General features: G+C 64.0%; 13 protein-coding genes. 8 read left to right on the forward strand and 5 right to left on the reverse strand.

Annotated features, from left to right (window positions below; translation table 11 throughout):
• Positions 1-18 precede the first annotated feature (18 nt).
• The 6 genes from R3E77_04340 (at position 19) to R3E77_04365 (ending at position 7,240) form a co-directional block, all read left to right on the forward strand.
• Positions 19-1,278 (forward strand): valine--pyruvate transaminase, encoded by a 1,260-nt coding sequence (locus tag R3E77_04340; protein MEZ5498644.1) that lies wholly within the window; start codon positions 19-21, stop codon positions 1,276-1,278.
• 45 nt (positions 1,279-1,323) lie between these two features.
• A complete protein-coding gene (locus R3E77_04345) occupies positions 1,324-1,803 on the forward strand; it encodes a thioesterase family protein (GenBank protein ID MEZ5498645.1) in 480 nt (159 codons plus the stop codon).
• Between the two features lie 95 nt (positions 1,804-1,898).
• Positions 1,899-2,681, forward strand: coding sequence for a DUF4440 domain-containing protein (locus R3E77_04350; protein ID MEZ5498646.1), 783 nt, complete (start codon positions 1,899-1,901; stop codon positions 2,679-2,681).
• Positions 2,656-4,137: an FAD-binding oxidoreductase gene (locus R3E77_04355; GenBank protein ID MEZ5498647.1), complete on the forward strand. Its 1,482-nt coding sequence runs from the start codon at positions 2,656-2,658 to the stop codon at positions 4,135-4,137. The genes R3E77_04350 and R3E77_04355 overlap by 26 nt, the downstream gene beginning before the upstream one ends.
• Positions 4,134-5,732: a GMC family oxidoreductase N-terminal domain-containing protein gene (locus R3E77_04360; GenBank protein MEZ5498648.1), complete on the forward strand. Its 1,599-nt coding sequence runs from the start codon at positions 4,134-4,136 to the stop codon at positions 5,730-5,732. The genes R3E77_04355 and R3E77_04360 overlap by 4 nt, the downstream gene beginning before the upstream one ends.
• Positions 5,729-7,240, forward strand: coding sequence for an aldehyde dehydrogenase family protein (locus R3E77_04365; protein MEZ5498649.1), 1,512 nt, complete (start codon positions 5,729-5,731; stop codon positions 7,238-7,240). Before R3E77_04360 ends, R3E77_04365 begins: the two co-directional genes overlap by 4 nt.
• On the opposite strand, the gene R3E77_04370 is transcribed toward R3E77_04365, so the two are convergent.
• From R3E77_04370 to R3E77_04390, 5 genes are all read right to left on the reverse strand, one after another.
• Complete coding sequence (locus tag R3E77_04370; protein MEZ5498650.1) at positions 7,230-8,258, reverse strand: threonine/serine dehydratase; 1,029 nt, start codon at positions 8,256-8,258, stop codon at positions 7,230-7,232. The genes R3E77_04365 and R3E77_04370 overlap by 11 nt on opposite strands.
• 3 nt (positions 8,259-8,261) lie before the next feature.
• Positions 8,262-9,617, reverse strand: a complete 1,356-nt coding sequence (locus tag R3E77_04375) for an MFS transporter (protein ID MEZ5498651.1) — start codon at positions 9,615-9,617, stop codon at positions 8,262-8,264.
• Between the two features lie 96 nt (positions 9,618-9,713).
• Positions 9,714-10,712, reverse strand: coding sequence for an ornithine cyclodeaminase family protein (locus R3E77_04380; GenBank protein ID MEZ5498652.1), 999 nt, complete (start codon positions 10,710-10,712; stop codon positions 9,714-9,716).
• Positions 10,705-11,631 (reverse strand): carbon-nitrogen hydrolase family protein, encoded by a 927-nt coding sequence (locus R3E77_04385; GenBank protein ID MEZ5498653.1) that lies wholly within the window; start codon positions 11,629-11,631, stop codon positions 10,705-10,707. Before R3E77_04385 ends, R3E77_04380 begins: the two co-directional genes overlap by 8 nt.
• Entirely contained in the window at positions 11,628-12,140 is a 513-nt protein-coding gene (locus R3E77_04390; protein MEZ5498654.1) for a MarR family transcriptional regulator, read from the reverse strand. The genes R3E77_04385 and R3E77_04390 overlap by 4 nt, the downstream gene beginning before the upstream one ends.
• Before the next feature lie 97 nt (positions 12,141-12,237).
• On the opposite strand from R3E77_04390, the gene R3E77_04395 reads away from it, so the two are divergent.
• Together R3E77_04395 and R3E77_04400 are read left to right on the forward strand one after the other, a co-directional pair.
• Positions 12,238-14,388 carry an indolepyruvate ferredoxin oxidoreductase subunit alpha gene (locus R3E77_04395; protein ID MEZ5498655.1) on the forward strand — a complete coding sequence of 717 codons (2,151 nt, stop codon included), beginning with the start codon at positions 12,238-12,240 and terminating at the stop codon, positions 14,386-14,388.
• A complete protein-coding gene (locus R3E77_04400) occupies positions 14,385-15,884 on the forward strand; it encodes an indolepyruvate oxidoreductase subunit beta family protein (GenBank protein MEZ5498656.1) in 1,500 nt (499 codons plus the stop codon). The genes R3E77_04395 and R3E77_04400 overlap by 4 nt, the downstream gene beginning before the upstream one ends.
• Positions 15,885-15,893 lie beyond the last annotated feature (9 nt).

Consider the following 15,893-nt stretch of genomic DNA (forward strand, 5'->3'; position numbering starts at 1 on the left):
GGTCGAGCGCAATACATCATGAAACTATCGCGCTTTGGCGAGCGGTTCTGCCGCGAGACCGGCATCGTGCAGTTGATGGATGACATCGGCACCGCTATCCACGAAATGCCCGATGCCATCATGATGGGAGGCGGCAATCCAAGCCGCATTGCCGGCGTCGAGGCGACCATTGCCCGTCATCTGCAGGCGATTGCAGCCGATGGCGATGCCCTGTATTCGGCCCTCGGCACCTACCAGCCACCGCAGGGTGACCCGCAATTCCTGGGCGAACTCGCTGCCTATCTTCGCAAGCGATGCGGCTGGCGCGTCAATGCACGCAATCTCGCGCTGTTGAATGGCAGCCAGAGCGTGTTTTTCATCCTGTTCAACATGTTCGCCGGTTCCACGGCGGGCGAGGGCAAACGGCGCGTCTGCCTGCCGCTCGTGCCCGAGTACATCGGCTACACGGACGCTGGGCTCGAAGACTCGCAGTTCGTGGCGATCAAGCCGCGTATCGAATTGCAGGATGAAATGCAATTCAAATATCGTGTCGAATTCGCCGAACTCAGGCAGCTCACCGACGTGGGCACGCTATGCCTGTCGCGACCGACCAATCCGACGGGCAATGTGCATAGCGAGCAGGAAATCGAGCAGCTCGACGCCATCGCACGGGATCAGGGTGTGCCATTGATCATCGACGGCGCCTATGGCTTGCCATTTCCGGGGATCGTGTTCACCGACGCGCGCGCCTACTGGAACGACAACATCATCCTGGTGTTGAGCTTGTCGAAGCTCGGCCTGCCGGGTGCCCGCACCGGCATCGTCGTCGCGAACGAGGACATTGCGACGGCAGTGCAGAGGGCGAATGCAATTATCTCACTCGCTACCGGCAATATCGGCCCGGCGCTCGGCCAGCGTCTGCTCGCGAGCGGCGAACTGGACAGCTTGTGCCGCGATGCGGTGCGGCCTTTTTACGCATCGCGCCTGCAGTTTGCACTCGAGCAGTTGCGGAAGAACTGCGAGGGTTTGCCGCTGCGAATCCACAAGCCGGAGGGCGGAATTTTCCTCTGGCTCTGGTTCGAAGGGCTGCCGGGCGGCAGCGCCGAACTGTACCGTCGCCTGCGCAAGCGCGGTGTGCTGGTGATCCCCGGCGGCAATTTTTTCCCCGGGCTTGATGCCGCCGTCGATTGGCCGCACCGTCACGAATGTATCCGGATGACCTACGGGCAGGACCGCGAGGTTCTTGCCCGCGGCGTCGAGATAATCGCCAGTGAAGTGCGCCACATCTACGCTGCCTGAAATGGTTTATGCTGCCGCGGCCTGACCAATCAGGGAAATTCACACATGCCGGCATTCCAGCGAGAGATTTCCGTCCGCTTTGGCCACTGCGATCCGGCCGGCTGGGTGTTCTATCCGCGCTATTTCGAGATGCTCGCCAATTTCGTCGAGGACTGGCTCGAATACGGGCTCGAGGCCAGTGCTCCCGGCCTGATGCATCACCAGGGGATTTTCACGCCCACGGTCCATCTGTCCGTCGATTTCTTCGCACCGAACAACTATGGCGACCGGCTCACTTTCACGCTGTGGGTTGCGCGAATCGGGCGCAGCTCCGTCGAGCTCGATGTCGAGGGTACGCTGCAAACCAGTCCGCGAATGCGCATGCGCCACGTCCTGGTGTTCATCGACCGTGAAACTCGCAAGAGCAAGCCGATTCCGAGGCAAATCGTGAAGCGCATGCGTGACTTCCTCCGCCCGCCGCGCAGCGGCCCGGCCGCGAAGCGCCGCCGCCCGCCACGCGTTCGCCCTGCGCGAACCGGCACCTAATAAGACCACAACCGCTACGAAAAAGCCGCGCGCGCTGCGGCATGCCGATAATGGGCGCCACAGGGCGGGGTGTCCCGCCGCTATCGTGGGTGCGGATGATGATGCCAACCATCGGCAACCGGCCGCTTTGCGCGTTGCTAGCGGTCGTACTTGCGGCCTGTGCACCGCGCGGCGGACAAGGCGTGGATGACGCCTTTCGAAGCGAATTCGCTGCCAAGGTCCAGCGCGACTACATCGATCCTTTCAAAGCCCAGGATGTCGATCGCTGGCTCGCGGTCTTCGCGGACGATGCGGTCGGATTGCACGATACGCTGCCGCCACTTGAAGGCAAGGATGCGCTGCGCATGTTTGCCAATGCCGTACGCGAGCACTTCCGCATCGACAGCATGGATGTAACGGTCGACGAAGTGCGCCGCAGTGGGCAGTGGGCCTATACCCGGGGCCGCTACCAGACGCGCATGTCTTCGCGAGATGGCACGCCGCCGCCGAGCGGTGGACGGGGTTCGGGCAAGTACTTCCTGCTCTGGGCGGAGCAGCCGGATGGTCAGTGGCGTGTGATCCTCGACATGGGAAGCCGTGGCCCCGCAGTGCAGGTCGAGGATGCTGTCGCACTTGGACGCAGTACCTATGACGAGGTTTGCGCGGTCTGCCATGAGACGGGAGCAGGTGGTGCGCCGGCGCGCGGCGACACGCAGGCGTGGGGAATTCGTTTTCGCAAAGGCGAGGACATTGTCTACGCCAATGCGATCAATGGTTATCAGGGCGCCTTGACCGTGATGCCGCCCAAAGGCGGGCGCTTCGATCTTGCCGACGACGCGGTACGCGCGGCCGTCGACTACATGGCTGGTCGCAATGCGCCGGCAGGCACTGCGCACTGAGTTCGGTATGTTGGGCGCGCTGACAAGACGGCAACTGTTGCGCCTTATCGCCGCGGGCGGTGCGGCGCTTGCCCGCCCCGCCTGGCCGCAGGGTTCGGACCGGCCACGGCTCGGTGGCCGCATCGTCCTGCGCAATGATGCGGACTATGAAACCTGGCGTGCCAGCATGGTCTGGCACTGGTCGAAACCGCAGCGCTTTCCAGAGGCGATTGTCCAGGCCCGCTCGGTCGACGATGTACAGGCCGCCGTGCGATACGCGGCGCGCAATGCGCGGCAGGTGAGTTTGCGCAGCAGCGGTCACAATGGCAGTTGCGTATCATTGCGTGATCGTGCCGTTCTGATCGACACCTCGGCGTTGCGCCGGGTGCAGATGGCCGCCGACGGCGACAGCGCATGGGTGGGTCCTGGTACCACTAGCCGCGAATTGCTCGATGCGCTTGCCAAAGCCGGGCGCATTTTCCCGGCCGCGCACTGCGCCACCGTTGCGATGGGCGGCTATGTGCTGGGCGGCGGCATGGGTTGGAATGGTGATCAATTCGGCGGCATGGCATGCCACAATCTGCTTGGCGCACGCATCGTCACCGCCGAAGGCGAGAAGCTCGAAGTCGACGAGCAGCGGCATCCGGACTGGATGTACGCGTTACGCGGCGCGGGCAGCGGCATGTTCGCCGCAGTAAGCGAATTGCGGCTGCGCACGTTCGCTGCACCGGCGGTCATCGGCAACGCCATGCTGGTGTATCCGTCTGCCGAGGCGCCCGGCGTCGTGCGCCGCCTCCGCGAGCGCGCCTTGTCAGGTCCTGCCAACACCGAGGCGGTGATGCTGCTGCTGCATGCGCCGACCAAGGGTGAGGCGATGGCAGCCGATCGATTCGTCTGCGTCGTCCAGCTATTCGCCTATGCGGCCGACGAATCGCAAGCGCGCAGCGCGTTGCAGCACTACACGGGTTCCTCACTTCGTCGTGGTGCGTCGATGGTCGTCGATTATCAATCCACCAGCATAGCGAGGATGTATTCGCCGCAGAATACCGAGCTCGATTATGGTCGCTACGCCGTGGACAACTTCTGGAGCGACGATCCCGAGGCTGCAGTTCAGGTTTTTCTGGCGCGCCTCGCAACCGTACCGGCACCGCGCGGCCATGTGCTTTATACCGTCAAGCGCAATACCGACCTCCAGGGAAATGCCTGTCTGTCGCGCATGGCCAATGATTATTTCGCCTGCTATCTGGTCTGGGACCATCTGCGTGACGATGCCGACAACCGCCGTTGGTTGCGCGAGACCATGAAAAAACTGCAGCCGCACACGACCGGGCGCTACATCAACGAAATCGACGAACTGGCGCAATCTGAGCGCGTCACCGATTGTTACTCACCCGAAGCCTGGCGACGCTTGCGCGAACTACGCAAGCGCTACGATCCGCAAGAGCGCTTCTGCGATTACCTGGGGCTTTCGGCTTGAGCGACGATGAGGCCGACTTGATCGTCGTCGGCGGCGGCTCGGCAGGTTGCGCGTTGGCCGCGAGGCTGGCCGAGGCGACCCGTTTGTCCATCTTGCTGCTCGAAGCCGGTCGCTCCGATCGCCATCCCTTCACGCGCATCCCGGCTGCGACCGGTGCTGCGATATTCAACCCGCATTTCAACTGGATGCACCAGATCGAACCGGATGCATCGCGCAACGGCGCGATCGACATGTGGCCGGCCGGCCGCTGCCTGGGTGGCGGCAGCGCCATCAACGGCATGATGTTCATACGCGGCCACGCCCACGATTTCGACGGCTGGGCACAGGGCGGCTGTCTGGGCTGGGCATGGACGGATGTCCTGCCTTATTTCCGCCGCCTGGAGCGCAACTCGCGTGGGGGCGATCGGTGGCGCGGCGGCGATGGACCCGTGTCGGTCGCCGACGCGCGCGATGATCACCCGTTGATCGAACGCTGGATCGAGGCAGCCGTGCAGGCCGGTATCGCGCGCAGCGCGGATCTCAATGGCGCGCAGCAGGAGGGTGTGGATCGGGTGCAGGCGTCGCAGTGTCGTGGCTGGCGCCATCCGACCAGCAAGGCCTACATCTGGTCGCGACCGCGCAGCAACCTGCGGCTGCGCCTGCACACCGAGATCGTGCGGGTCGTATTCGAAGGCAGCCGGGCAGTTGCTGTCGAGTGGATCCGCGGCGGCGTGCGCGGCACGACGCGGGCCCGTGCCGGAGTTGTCTTGAGCGCGGGCGCGCTGGCCACTCCGAAAATCCTCATGCACTCCGGCATTGGACCGCAGGCGGAGCTTGCACGACACGGACTTGCATGCCACATCGATGCGTCGGAGGTCGGGCGCAATCTGCAGGAGCACCCCGGCATCAGGTGGCAAGCGCCGGTCAACGTTCCAACTCTCAACATGGGATTGGGGCCGCTCGGAGGCTTGCGCGCATTCTGGCGATTGCTGAGCAAGGGCGAGGGACCTTTGACCCTCCCCATCGGCCAGGCGCAGGCGCTGGTGCGAAGCTCTGTCCAGAGCCGGTCGCCGGATGTACAGATCATCATGTCAGCCTTGGCCATCGATGTGACCGACAGGGGTGGCTGGCCGGCATCCGCGGCGCGCGTCGACGGCGCGATAGGTGCCATGCATCCCTGCGCTCGTGGCTACCTGCGTCTGCGCAGCGCCGACCCTGCCGACAAGCCGCAGATTCATCACCAGCTGCTGGGCGATGAGCGCGATGTCGCTACACTGATTCGCGGCGGCCGCCTGCAACGGCGAATTCTGTCGCAGCCGGCATTCAAACGGTTTCTCGCAGGACCAGGATCACTGCCGGACATTGCGGCAAGCGACGACGAATGGCGCGATCATGTCCGTCAAAGCGCCTTTCCGATGTACCACCCCGTGGGGACCTGCCGCATGGGGAGCGATGAGCGCGCCGTGCTCGACCCGCGCCTGCATGTGCGTGGCGTCGAGCGCCTGTGGGTCGCGGATGCCTCCATTATGCCGAGCCTGCCTGGCGCCAACACCAACGCCGCGGCCATCATGATCGGCGAGCGAGCGGCCGACCTGATTCGAGAGGATTGTCAATGAACGAAACGAGCACGACGACAGACGGGATCGAGCGCAGTCGCAGCGCGAAATTTGCGCTCGATGTGCGGCCGGTGATCGACGGCCAACGTCGTAACCCACGATCGACCGGCGAAATTGCGCGCATCAATCCGACCAACGGTCGCGCCGCCCAGAAGGTACCCGATTGCGCGGCGGCCGATGTCGAGGCGGCGGTGCTCTCTGCCAGGCGCGCTTTCGCGCAATGGCAGGATGTGCCACCGGCCGAGCGGCGGCGGATCCTGCTCGAGTTCGCGCTGCGAATCGAGGCGGACCAGGAGCGGCTCGCGATGTGCGACAGCCAGGAGATGGGTAAGCCTGTCGCCGTTGCCCGCTTCGAAGTTGGCATCGCTGCCGCGTTTGTGCGCTATTACGCGGAGCTCATCGACAAAGTCTATGGCCGCGTGCCGCTGACTGCGCCGGGCACGATGGAAATACACGAGCGACTGCCACGCGGTGTGGTCGCCGCAATAACGCCCTGGAATTTTCCCGTCATCAACGCCTGCCTGAAGGTTGCTCCGGCACTCGCCGCCGGCAACTGCGTGGTCTTGAAGCCCTCGGAGTATTCGGTCGGGTCGGCCCTCGCTCTTGCCGAACTCGCAGTCGGGGCAGGTCTTCCGCCCGGTGTATTCAATGCCGTGCCGGGCGCCGCTGCCGCTGGCGCAGCGCTTGCAAGTCACACGGGCACGGACATGATCACTTTCACGGGCTCGACCGCAACCGGCCGTGCGGTCATGAGTGCGGCTTGCAGTGTCTCGCCGCGTCCGGTGCATCTCGAGTGCGGCGGCAAGTGCCCGCAAATCGTTTTCGCCGATGCACTGGATGGTCAACTGGATGCGCTGGCCGGCGCGATCGTGCAGAGCGCATTCTGGAATCAGGGCCAGGTGTGCATGGCGCGATCACGATTGATCGTCGAGCAATCGGCCTACGAGCCATTGCTCGGCGCAGTCATTTCGGCCGCGCGCCGATTGCAACCGTCAGACCCTCGCGATCCGGCCTGCCAGTTCGGTCCACTCGCTAACTTGCCGCAATACCGCAAATCCTGCGATGCCATCGAGACGGCGACAGCAACCGGCGCCCGCCTTTTGCTCGACGGCCGCGAGGCCCGGCTTTTCGGACAGGGGTATTTTCTCGGCCCTACGATATTCGCCGACGCTACACCGGATTCGCGCCTCGCGAGCGAGGAGATATTCGGCCCTGTGCTCGCGGTGTTCAGCGCGCGCGATGAGCGCGAAGCGCTTGCACTCGCAAACGATACTGCCTACGGACTGGCGGCCACGGTCTGGACCCGCGACATGTCGCGGGGGCATCGCCTCGGCCGCGGGTTGCGCGCCGGGTGGGTGGCGGTCAATTCACGTGCACCTGCACCCGGGGAAGGCGCGGGTCTGGCGCACGAGCATGAACCGCTTGGTCATTCGGGTTTTGGTGCCGAAGGCGGCGTGGCAGGTTTCGAGTCCTACACCAGCCTGCGTTGCACGACATTCACTTACTGACCGCCGATGCCAGGGCAGCGGTGCCGCGTTCAAGAAGCGCCAGATAGGTGGGCGGATCGATAATCGTGCCGCAGACGATCGCTGCGACCTTGCGGCCACGCAGGCGCTTGCGTAGCGGTCCGAGCACTCCAGCGAGCGCGGTCGCAGCCGCCGGTTCGACGGCAAGTTGCATGCTCGCAAACAGAAGTGCCAGAGCGCGGCAGATCTCGTCGTCGTCGACAGTCACAAGGTCGCTGAGATTGTCCCGGCACAGCCGATACGGCAGCTCGAGTGTCATGGGCGGCGCGAGGCTGTCGGCGATGGTCGAGAATCTCTCGAAACGCTGCGCGCTGCCGGCCTGAAAACTGCGCTGCATGACGTTGGCGCCTGCGGGCTCCACACCGTAAATCTCGCAGGCAGGTTTCGCGAGGCGTACGGCATGGCTCAGACCACCGGCGAGCCCACCGCCGCCCACAGGAACGACGATTGCCTCGATATCCGGGCATTGCGCCAGCCATTCCAGCCCCAGGCTGCCGCTGCCGAGGGCAACGCCCTTACCGTCGAACGGGTGGATGAAGCGGCGACCCTCGCGTGCAGCGATATCCTCGGCTAGCGCGAAACCGCTTGGGCCATCGGCGGCGATGAGTATTTCGGCACCGAATGACAGTGCCGCTGCACGTCGCGCGGGGTTCGCGGTCTGCTGCATGACGAGTTTGGCAGGTACCCCCAGCCGATTGGCCGCGTAGGCAACGGCAACCGCGTGATTGCCGGCGCTCATGGCGGTCACGCCGCGCAGGCGCTCTTCGGCTGTCAGGCCAAGCATGTTCGACAGTGCACCACGGGTCTTGAAAGTCCCACCGTGCTGCCACAGTTCTAACTTCAGTTGCACCTCGAAATCGGGCACGAGCGCCGATGGCACTCGTTCCACCGACCACGGCTGGACAGGGGTGCGAACGATATACGGAGCAAGGCGCGCGGCATTGTCTTGAATTTGCTCGAGCGTAGGTACGTCTGCGGCGGGCGGCTGCACGGCGCTCATCGCTCAACCAGTTGCGGCAGCATCGCGGGGCCGGCCGCCGTGCCGCGCACGCTGCGCCAGTCGACGCCGTATTGCATCGTGGCGAGCTGCGGTGATTGGATAATTGAACAGCAACGCTGCACCTGCGAGACCGATCAGGCCCGGCAGGATGAGTCCCGTGAATTTCAGGCCCTCGAGACCGGCGCCGGGCGCCGAAGGCTCGAATCCGAGCGCGCCCAGCAAGGGCAGTGCAACGACGGCGCCTACCGCCAGCGCGGCTTTGAACGCGAAGTTGTATAACGCCATGTACAAGGCGGCGTCGTCGCCACCGCCCTTGAGCATGCCATATTCGACCGTATCCTGGATCAGTGCTGGCGGAAGCACCCAGATCACGCCCGTGAAGACTCCGGCGATGACGTAGATGGTCATCGCACCCGCGAAACTGCCGGGCGGTACGAGCAGCATGAAAGGGTGCATGGCGAACCACCCCATTGCACCGATCGTCAATACGCGATGGCGACCGAAACGATTGGCGAGCTTCACCATCAGCGGCAACATCAGCATGCTGACGGCATATTGAGCCAATACGAACCAGAGAAAATCCGTTAGTGCAAGACGCAGGACATGGTTGACCACGAATATCACGCAGGCGTTGTACACGCTGCCGCCGAGCCAGAAGAAGAAGATCCCAACGAGCAGGCGCTGTAGCGGTTTGTTCCGTTGCAGTGCGCGCAGTGCTGCGGCCAGACCGTGGTCGCTGGTCTCGGTGTAGCTGCCCTGTGGCGTGACCAACAACGCGATTGCCGTGCTCAGCAACAGCAGGGGGACGATCAATGCAATCAGCACGGCAAGCAATTGATCGATCGCTGGCCGCTCGCCGCCAAAATAGAGCAGGGGTATGGCCGTGGCCAGAACCACGCCGAGAATCGTACCGCCCTCGCGATAGCTCGCAATACGCGTGCGTACCGCGTAGTCGCGTGACAGTTCGGCGCCCCAGGACTGGTAGGGGATCAGCACTGCGCCCAAGAGCGAATAAAAAGCGAACGCCCAGAAGCCAAGATATCCGAGGCCGACGCCTGCCGGTGGCTGGCAGAATGCATAGAGCGCACAGGCAAGCAACGGCGCCGCAAGCATCCAGGGTTTGCGCCGGCCCCAGCGGCTGCGGGTCCGGTCCGACAGGTAGCCAAGCATGGGATCGACCAGGGCATCCCAGGCGCGTGCCAGAAAAAAGACCAGACCCACGGAGGCAATGTCGAGGTGCAAGTGCTCCGCATAGAGCGGTGGCACGTAGATGATGATCTGCATCGCCAGGATGGCCAGCGGAATAGCCGGGCCGGAATACGCGAGCAGTGAGCGCAGACTGGTGGGGTTCGCCGCCATCGGGTTGCATCCTGGTCTTTTCGCCGAGCCTAAGCGGCGGGTGCCGCCAGCGGCTTATCCCAGCCGCGCTCTTTATTATGCGCCAGCGGTCGGTGGCTAGATTTGCGCGAGCTGTCCGAGGTTCAAGCGCTCGGCCTCGCGGTATACATGCCACGCCGCGGCCAGATCCTGTGCGGCGATGCCGAGCGACTTGTAGACCGTGATCTCCTGCGCATGCTCGCGCCCCGGGCGGCTGCCATCGAGGACTTCGCCGATTTCGGCGACGATGTGATCATCACCGATCTCGCCTGCCCCGCGTGCGTGCAGGAACTCGCCAGCCTGGGCAAGTGTGCTAGGTCGGTAGTCGACGTAGTAGCGACTGCGCGCGACCAGTTCATCATCGACCTCGCGGGCTTCGGGCACGGATGAGCCGACGAGGCAAAGGTGGGTACCAGGGGACAGCCAGCGACCCTGCAGCAACGGTTCCTTCGCCGAGGTTACGGTGAGGACGATATCTGCATCGCGGATGCTCTCCTCGAGCGTCCCAACCGCTCGCAGCTCGCAACCTGCGTCGGCGGCCTGGTCGCGGACGAGCGCTGCCGCTCGGCGCATGTCGCGTCCCCAGATGTCGATGCGTCGAAGCCCGGGCCAATGGCCGAAGGCCCGCAAGTGCGTTGCGGCCTGCTCGCCTGTGCCGACGATCGTCAGATTGTGCGCGTCGCTGCGTGCTAGTGCGCGAGTTGCGACGACACTTGCGGCAGCCGTGCGGATGGCAGTCAGTATGCCTGCGTTCATCATTGCAACCGGAACGCCGGTATCGGCATCGTATAGAAGATAAACGCCGAGGTGCGATGACAGACCGCGCGCCGTGTTGCCCGGGAACAGGCTGACCAGTTTGATTCCGAAACAGCGCGGGTCGCCAAGGTATCCGGGCATCATGCCGAGCACATTGCTGCTCCCGGGCAGCGGCATGCCCTGGCGCAGTGGCAGCTGCACCTTCCGGCGACTGGTCGCAACCATGGCCTGGGCAACGACTTCAACGCAGCGCTCGATAGGCAGGAGCTGCCGCAACAGCGGCGCCGCAATTACCCGCACTGCGACGGCTGTGTCAGTCACGGTCGCGCACGGCACGCTTGGCACGTCGGTCCCAGTCGAGACGCATGACATCAGGACGGGCATAGTGACCGTAGCCGTCAAACCACCACTTCTGCTGCAGGCAGCGATCGAGATCGATTTCGGCGCAAACGATGGTTTCCTTCTCACCCGAAACCGGTCCGGCAAGATAGGTGCCGCCCGGTGCGATGATGGCACTGCCGCCCGTCATTTGATAACCGCTGCGATCGATCTCGACCTGTGGCATGTTAACGGCGATTTGTTCCGGCGACATCACTTCGCGCGCAACCACGACGAAGCATGCGTTTTCAAATGCGAGCTGGCGCGTGCATGCATCGACGATGGGATTGAGCCATTCGTAACCTGGCCATAGCGATGCGTGCACCTGTACGCCCAGGCTGCCGACGGCATAACGCGCGAGCGCCATGTGATGCTCGAAGCAGTTCAAGCCGCCGATGCGACCGCAATCGGTGTCATAGGCTTCGAGGTCCGAACCGTCACCCATTGCCCAGACCATTCTTTCGGTCAGTGTCGGCATGAGTTTGCGGTGCTTGCCCAGCAGGCGTCCGTCACTGCCAATGTAAACGATGGTGCAATAGATGCTGCCGGCTGCGCGCTCATCGCAACCGAAAACCACCGTGCACTGATGCTTCGCAGCCGCCGCCTGTATGCGCTCGGTCTCGGGACCGGGTACGCGGATTGCCTGACGGTTGAATTCCTGCAGGAAGCCCTGGTATTCGGCAGAGCGAATGGACGTGCCCGCCCAGTATGGATAACCCGGTATCCATGCTTCCGGCAGCACGACGAGCCTTGCGCCCTCGCGCGCCGCGTCCGCAATTGCCTGCACAGCCTTGTCCGCGCAAGCTGCCGAGTCGTGAACGATGGGCGCCCACTGTACGGCGGCGGCGATGAACTTGGTCATTTGTGTCTGGTCTCCTTGGCGTAGTCGGTCATGGCCACTGGGTTGACGGACGCCAGCCCATCGAACAGTTTGCCGAGCAACGTGACCAGCTCGGAAACTTCCGCCGCGGTCAGAGACGCCACCGCCTTGCGGTAGACATCGCTGGCAACATGACGCACCCCGTCGACGGCGCGCTGTCCGTTTGCGGTCAGGTAGACATCGGTCTTGCGCCCGTCGCTCTCTCGTGGCGCGACCCTGACCAGTCGGTCGCGGGCGAGGCGCTGGACGACCCGGGTCATGGTCGACAGCCGCATGGCCGCAAGCTCCGCGATCTCGGACACGCTGCTTGGCTCGTGCTCATGCACGATCATGAGCGTGCGCCAGCGCGGAATGTCCATATCGATGCGCTTCAATTCGCGCTCCATGGCCTGCACATAGCGTCCATTGCAGCGCGCCAGGCGATAGAACGGGGAATCGGCGATCCGGAACCTCGTGAATTTCGGGTCGCCACGGGTGCGGGCGTCGGCCATCGCGGCAGTATAGGACAAATTCGATTTACGTGAATATTCACGTGAGCTACTCTTGGCCCCTGCCGTCTGTTGCGAGTCAAGCCCGAGGAGAGCCGCCATGGCCGAGCGATCATTTGCCCGGGAGATCGAGTCCCTGCGCTTGCGCGCGGGCGAGCAATTCGAGGGCGAAGGCATCCTCGCGGTCACCAAGGCGCTGCTGCAATCGGGCGTCGCCTATGTCGGTGGCTACCAGGGGGCGCCCGTATCGCACTTGATGGACGTGCTGGCCGATGCGCGCGGGATACTCGATGAACTCGGCGTCAAATTCGAATCGAGCGCGAGCGAGGCGACTGCCGCGGCCATGCTTGCCGCCTCGGTCAACTACCCGGTCCGCGGCGCCGTCACCTGGAAATCGACCGTCGGCACGAACGTCGCCTCCGATGCGTTGGCCAATCTCGCATCGGCCGGCGTCATCGGCGGCGCGATGGTGATCCTCGGCGAGGACTATGGCGAGGGCGCCAGCATCATGCAGGAGCGCACGCACGCCTTTGCAATGAAGTCCCAGATGTGGCTGCTCGATCCGCGGCCGAACCTGCCGTCCATCGTGCAGATGGTCGAGCGAGGTTTCGAATTGTCCGAAGCCAGCCAGACTCCGGTGATGCTGATGCTGCGCATTCGCGCCTGTCACGTCGTCGGGCGTTTCCTCGCCAAGGACAACAAGCCACCCCGTCATCGGCTCGAGGAGGCGCTCGATAACCCGCGGCGCAGCTTCGAGAAGATCATCCTGCCGCCGTCGACGTTCGCTCAGGAGCGCAGCAAGATCGAAGAGCGCTGGCCGCGCGCCTGCCGGTTCATTGTCGAGGAGCAGCTGAACGAGTTTTTCAATGCTGATGCTGCGGATGTCGGTATCGTGCTGCAAGGCGGCCTGTACAACACCGTGCTGCGTGCGCTCGAGCGCATGGGTCTGGCTGACATTTTCGGCGCAACGCGCGTGCCGCTCTATGTGCTGAACGTTACCTATCCGCTGATTCCCGAGGAATTCCAGCGCTTCGCGAGCGGCAAACGCGCTTTGCTGATCGTGGAGGAGGGGCAGCCGGAATTCATCGAGCAGACCGTCAATCAATTCATCAACCGGGCCGGCATGGCGACCCGCGTCATCGGCAAGGGGCCGCTGCCGATGGCCGGCGAATACACGGCGCAGGCGGTACGTGCGGGCATCGAGAAGTTCCTGGGCGAGCAAGCGCCGCACCTGCTCGCCGGCAGCGCGCCTGCCGCCGATGCCAAAGTGCCGAAGGAGGTACTGGTGCCGCTCGAGCGCCTGACATCGAAGTTGCCAGCGCGTCCTTCCGGGCTTTGCACAGGCTGCCCGGAGCGGCCGCTGTTTGCATCGATGAAGCTCCTGCAACGCGAACTTGGAACATTCCACGTGAGTGCGGACATCGGTTGTCACTCCTTCGCCACGCTGCCGCCTTTCGATATTGGCGGCAGCATCATGGGTTATGGCCTCGGGGCCGCCGGTGGCGCGGCATTCAACGTGGGTCACCACCGACGGCCGATAAGCCTGATGGGCGATGGCGGCTTCTGGCACAACGGCCTCACGAGCGGCATCGCCAATTCAGTCTTCAATCAGCATGATGGCGTGACCATCATTGTCGACAATGGTTATTCGGCGGCGACCGGTGGGCAGTACATCCCGTCGTCGCATGCCGAACTTGCTTCGCGCAGTGCCTTGCATTCGATCCAGTCGGCGGTGACAGGGATCGGTGTCAAATGGCTGCGCACGGTGCGCACCTACGACATGCGCGGGACCATGCAAGCGCTGCGCGAAGCGCTCAGCACTTCATACCGGGGACCCAAGGTGATCGTTGCGGAAGGCGAGTGCCAGCTCAATCGCCAGCGACGCATCGCACCGCAATTGCGCCAGGCTGCCGCGGCGGGACAACGGATCGTCCGGCAGCGCTTCGGTATCGATGAGCTGTTGTGCACGGGGGATCATTCCTGCATCCGGCTCTCCGGTTGCCCATCTCTCACGATCAAGCAAGGGCCAAATCCGCTTCGCAGCGACCCGATCGCCCACGTCGACAATAGCTGTGTCGGCTGCGGCGTATGCGGCGAGGTCGCGCATGCGGCGACGCTCTGCCCCTCGTTCTACCGCACGGACGTCATTGTCAATCCGGACTGGCGCGACCGTCTATTGCACTGGGCAAGGCGCGTGGTCATTGCGGCGCTGCGACCGCGACGCCGGGTCGTTGCCGGCATCGCGCGATGACGACCCTGCCGTCACGTCCGGTCACGCTGGCCCTGGCCGCTCTCGGCGGCCAGGGTGGAGGTGTGGTAAGCGACTGGCTGGTCGCTGCGGCGCGCCGCAGTGGCTGGATTGCACAGGCGACCTCCGTGCCCGGGGTCGCGCAACGTACTGGCGCGACGATCTATTATCTGGAGTTCTTTCCAGCGAGCGCGCTCGCGGCAGATGGGCGCGAGCCGATCATGGCGCTGATGCCCTGCCCGGGAGACGTCGACATCGTCGTCGCTTCGGAATTGGCGGAGGCGGGCCGCGCCGCGGTGCGCGGCTTGATCACGCCGGATCGCACGACGGTAATTTGCTCCACTCATCGCGACTACACGATTGCCGAGAAAATGGCACCTGGCGATGGCCGCATGCGAAACAGTGAAGTCACCGATACGGTAACGGCTGCCAGCAAGCGGATGATTGCCTTCGACATGGCGGCGGCGGCGAACCGAAGTGGCGGCAGGATCAGCGCCGTGCTGCTCGGTGCGATTGCAGGTTCCGATGTACTGCCGTTCGCTCTCGAGAGCTATCATGATGCGATACGCGAGGCGGGCATCGCGGTCGAACAGAATATCGACGCCTTCACGCAGGGCCTGAATCAGGCTCGACAAAATGGCGCCGCTCAAGTGCAGGACAACGCGCCGGAGGTACCGACCGCGCCCGAACTACCTGCACAGCTTGCGAAGCGAATCGGCGAGCAGTTTCCGCAGCCGCTGCGCCCCGTACTCGCGACAGCGGCCGGCTGGCTGATCGGCTACCAGGATGAGCGTTACGCCGGTGAATTCCTCGATCGATTGCTGCCGATCGCGAGGATCGATGCCACTGCCGGGAACGATCACGCCCTTAGTCTCGCCGTTGCGCGGGGCCTGGCCCTGTGGATGTGTTTCGAAGACACCATCCGCGTGGCCGATGTAAAGCTGAGCGCAGAGCGACTGCAGAACCTCCGCTCACAGAGCAGGGTCGGCGCGGGTGAACTGTTGCAGGTCAGTGAGTTCCTGAAGCCGCGCGTTGAGGAAATACTCGGTACGCTTCCGGCAGGTCTTGCGCTCGCGCTGCAGCGGCGAGCGGCGTTCGTCGATTGGTTCGCCCGCCACGCCGAGGGCCGCCAGATCCGTAGCGACACGGTGAGCGGCTTCCTGCTGCTGCGCGTGATCGCGGCAATGCGCCGCTGGCGCAGACGCACGCTGCGCTATCGACAGGAGACGGCGCGCATGAACGCCTGGCTCGAACAGGTCGTCGAGGAAGCGCAGCGAAATTACCCGCTGGCGGTGGAATTGGCCGCGAACCAGCGCCTCGTCAAGGGCTATGGTGATACCCACGAGCGCGGCTGGCAGCATTTTGAGTTGCTTGCGCTCGAGGCACGGCGCATTCGCGGCCGCCCGGATGCGGCAAGGCGGATCTCATTGCTGCGCGCTGCCGCGTTGAGTGATGACAACGGCGCGAGTTTTCGCAATCTCTTGCACGATTCGCATTAGCAAACGCAG

Source organism: Steroidobacteraceae bacterium (assembly GCA_041395505.1).
Lineage (GTDB): Bacteria > Pseudomonadota > Gammaproteobacteria > Steroidobacterales > Steroidobacteraceae > JAWLAG01.

Excerpts from the sequence above, each read along its gene's own strand:
- R3E77_04340 (MEZ5498644.1), top strand. The coding sequence starts at position 19 with ATGAAACTATCGCGCTTTGGCGAGCGGTTCTGCCGCGAGACCGGCATC.
- R3E77_04345 (MEZ5498645.1), top strand. The coding sequence starts at position 1,324 with ATGCCGGCATTCCAGCGAGAGATTTCCGTCCGCTTTGGCCACTGCGAT.
- R3E77_04350 (MEZ5498646.1), top strand. The coding sequence starts at position 1,899 with ATGATGATGCCAACCATCGGCAACCGGCCGCTTTGCGCGTTGCTAGCG.
- R3E77_04355 (MEZ5498647.1), top strand. The coding sequence starts at position 2,656 with ATGCGCCGGCAGGCACTGCGCACTGAGTTCGGTATGTTGGGCGCGCTG.
- R3E77_04365 (MEZ5498649.1), top strand. The coding sequence starts at position 5,729 with ATGAACGAAACGAGCACGACGACAGACGGGATCGAGCGCAGTCGCAGC.
- R3E77_04370 (MEZ5498650.1), bottom strand. The coding sequence starts at position 8,258 with ATGAGCGCCGTGCAGCCGCCCGCCGCAGACGTACCTACGCTCGAGCAA.
- R3E77_04375 (MEZ5498651.1), bottom strand. The coding sequence starts at position 9,617 with ATGGCGGCGAACCCCACCAGTCTGCGCTCACTGCTCGCGTATTCCGGC.
- R3E77_04385 (MEZ5498653.1), bottom strand. The coding sequence starts at position 11,631 with ATGACCAAGTTCATCGCCGCCGCCGTACAGTGGGCGCCCATCGTTCAC.
- R3E77_04390 (MEZ5498654.1), bottom strand. The coding sequence starts at position 12,140 with ATGGCCGACGCCCGCACCCGTGGCGACCCGAAATTCACGAGGTTCCGG.
- R3E77_04395 (MEZ5498655.1), top strand. The coding sequence starts at position 12,238 with ATGGCCGAGCGATCATTTGCCCGGGAGATCGAGTCCCTGCGCTTGCGC.
- R3E77_04400 (MEZ5498656.1), top strand. The coding sequence starts at position 14,385 with ATGACGACCCTGCCGTCACGTCCGGTCACGCTGGCCCTGGCCGCTCTC.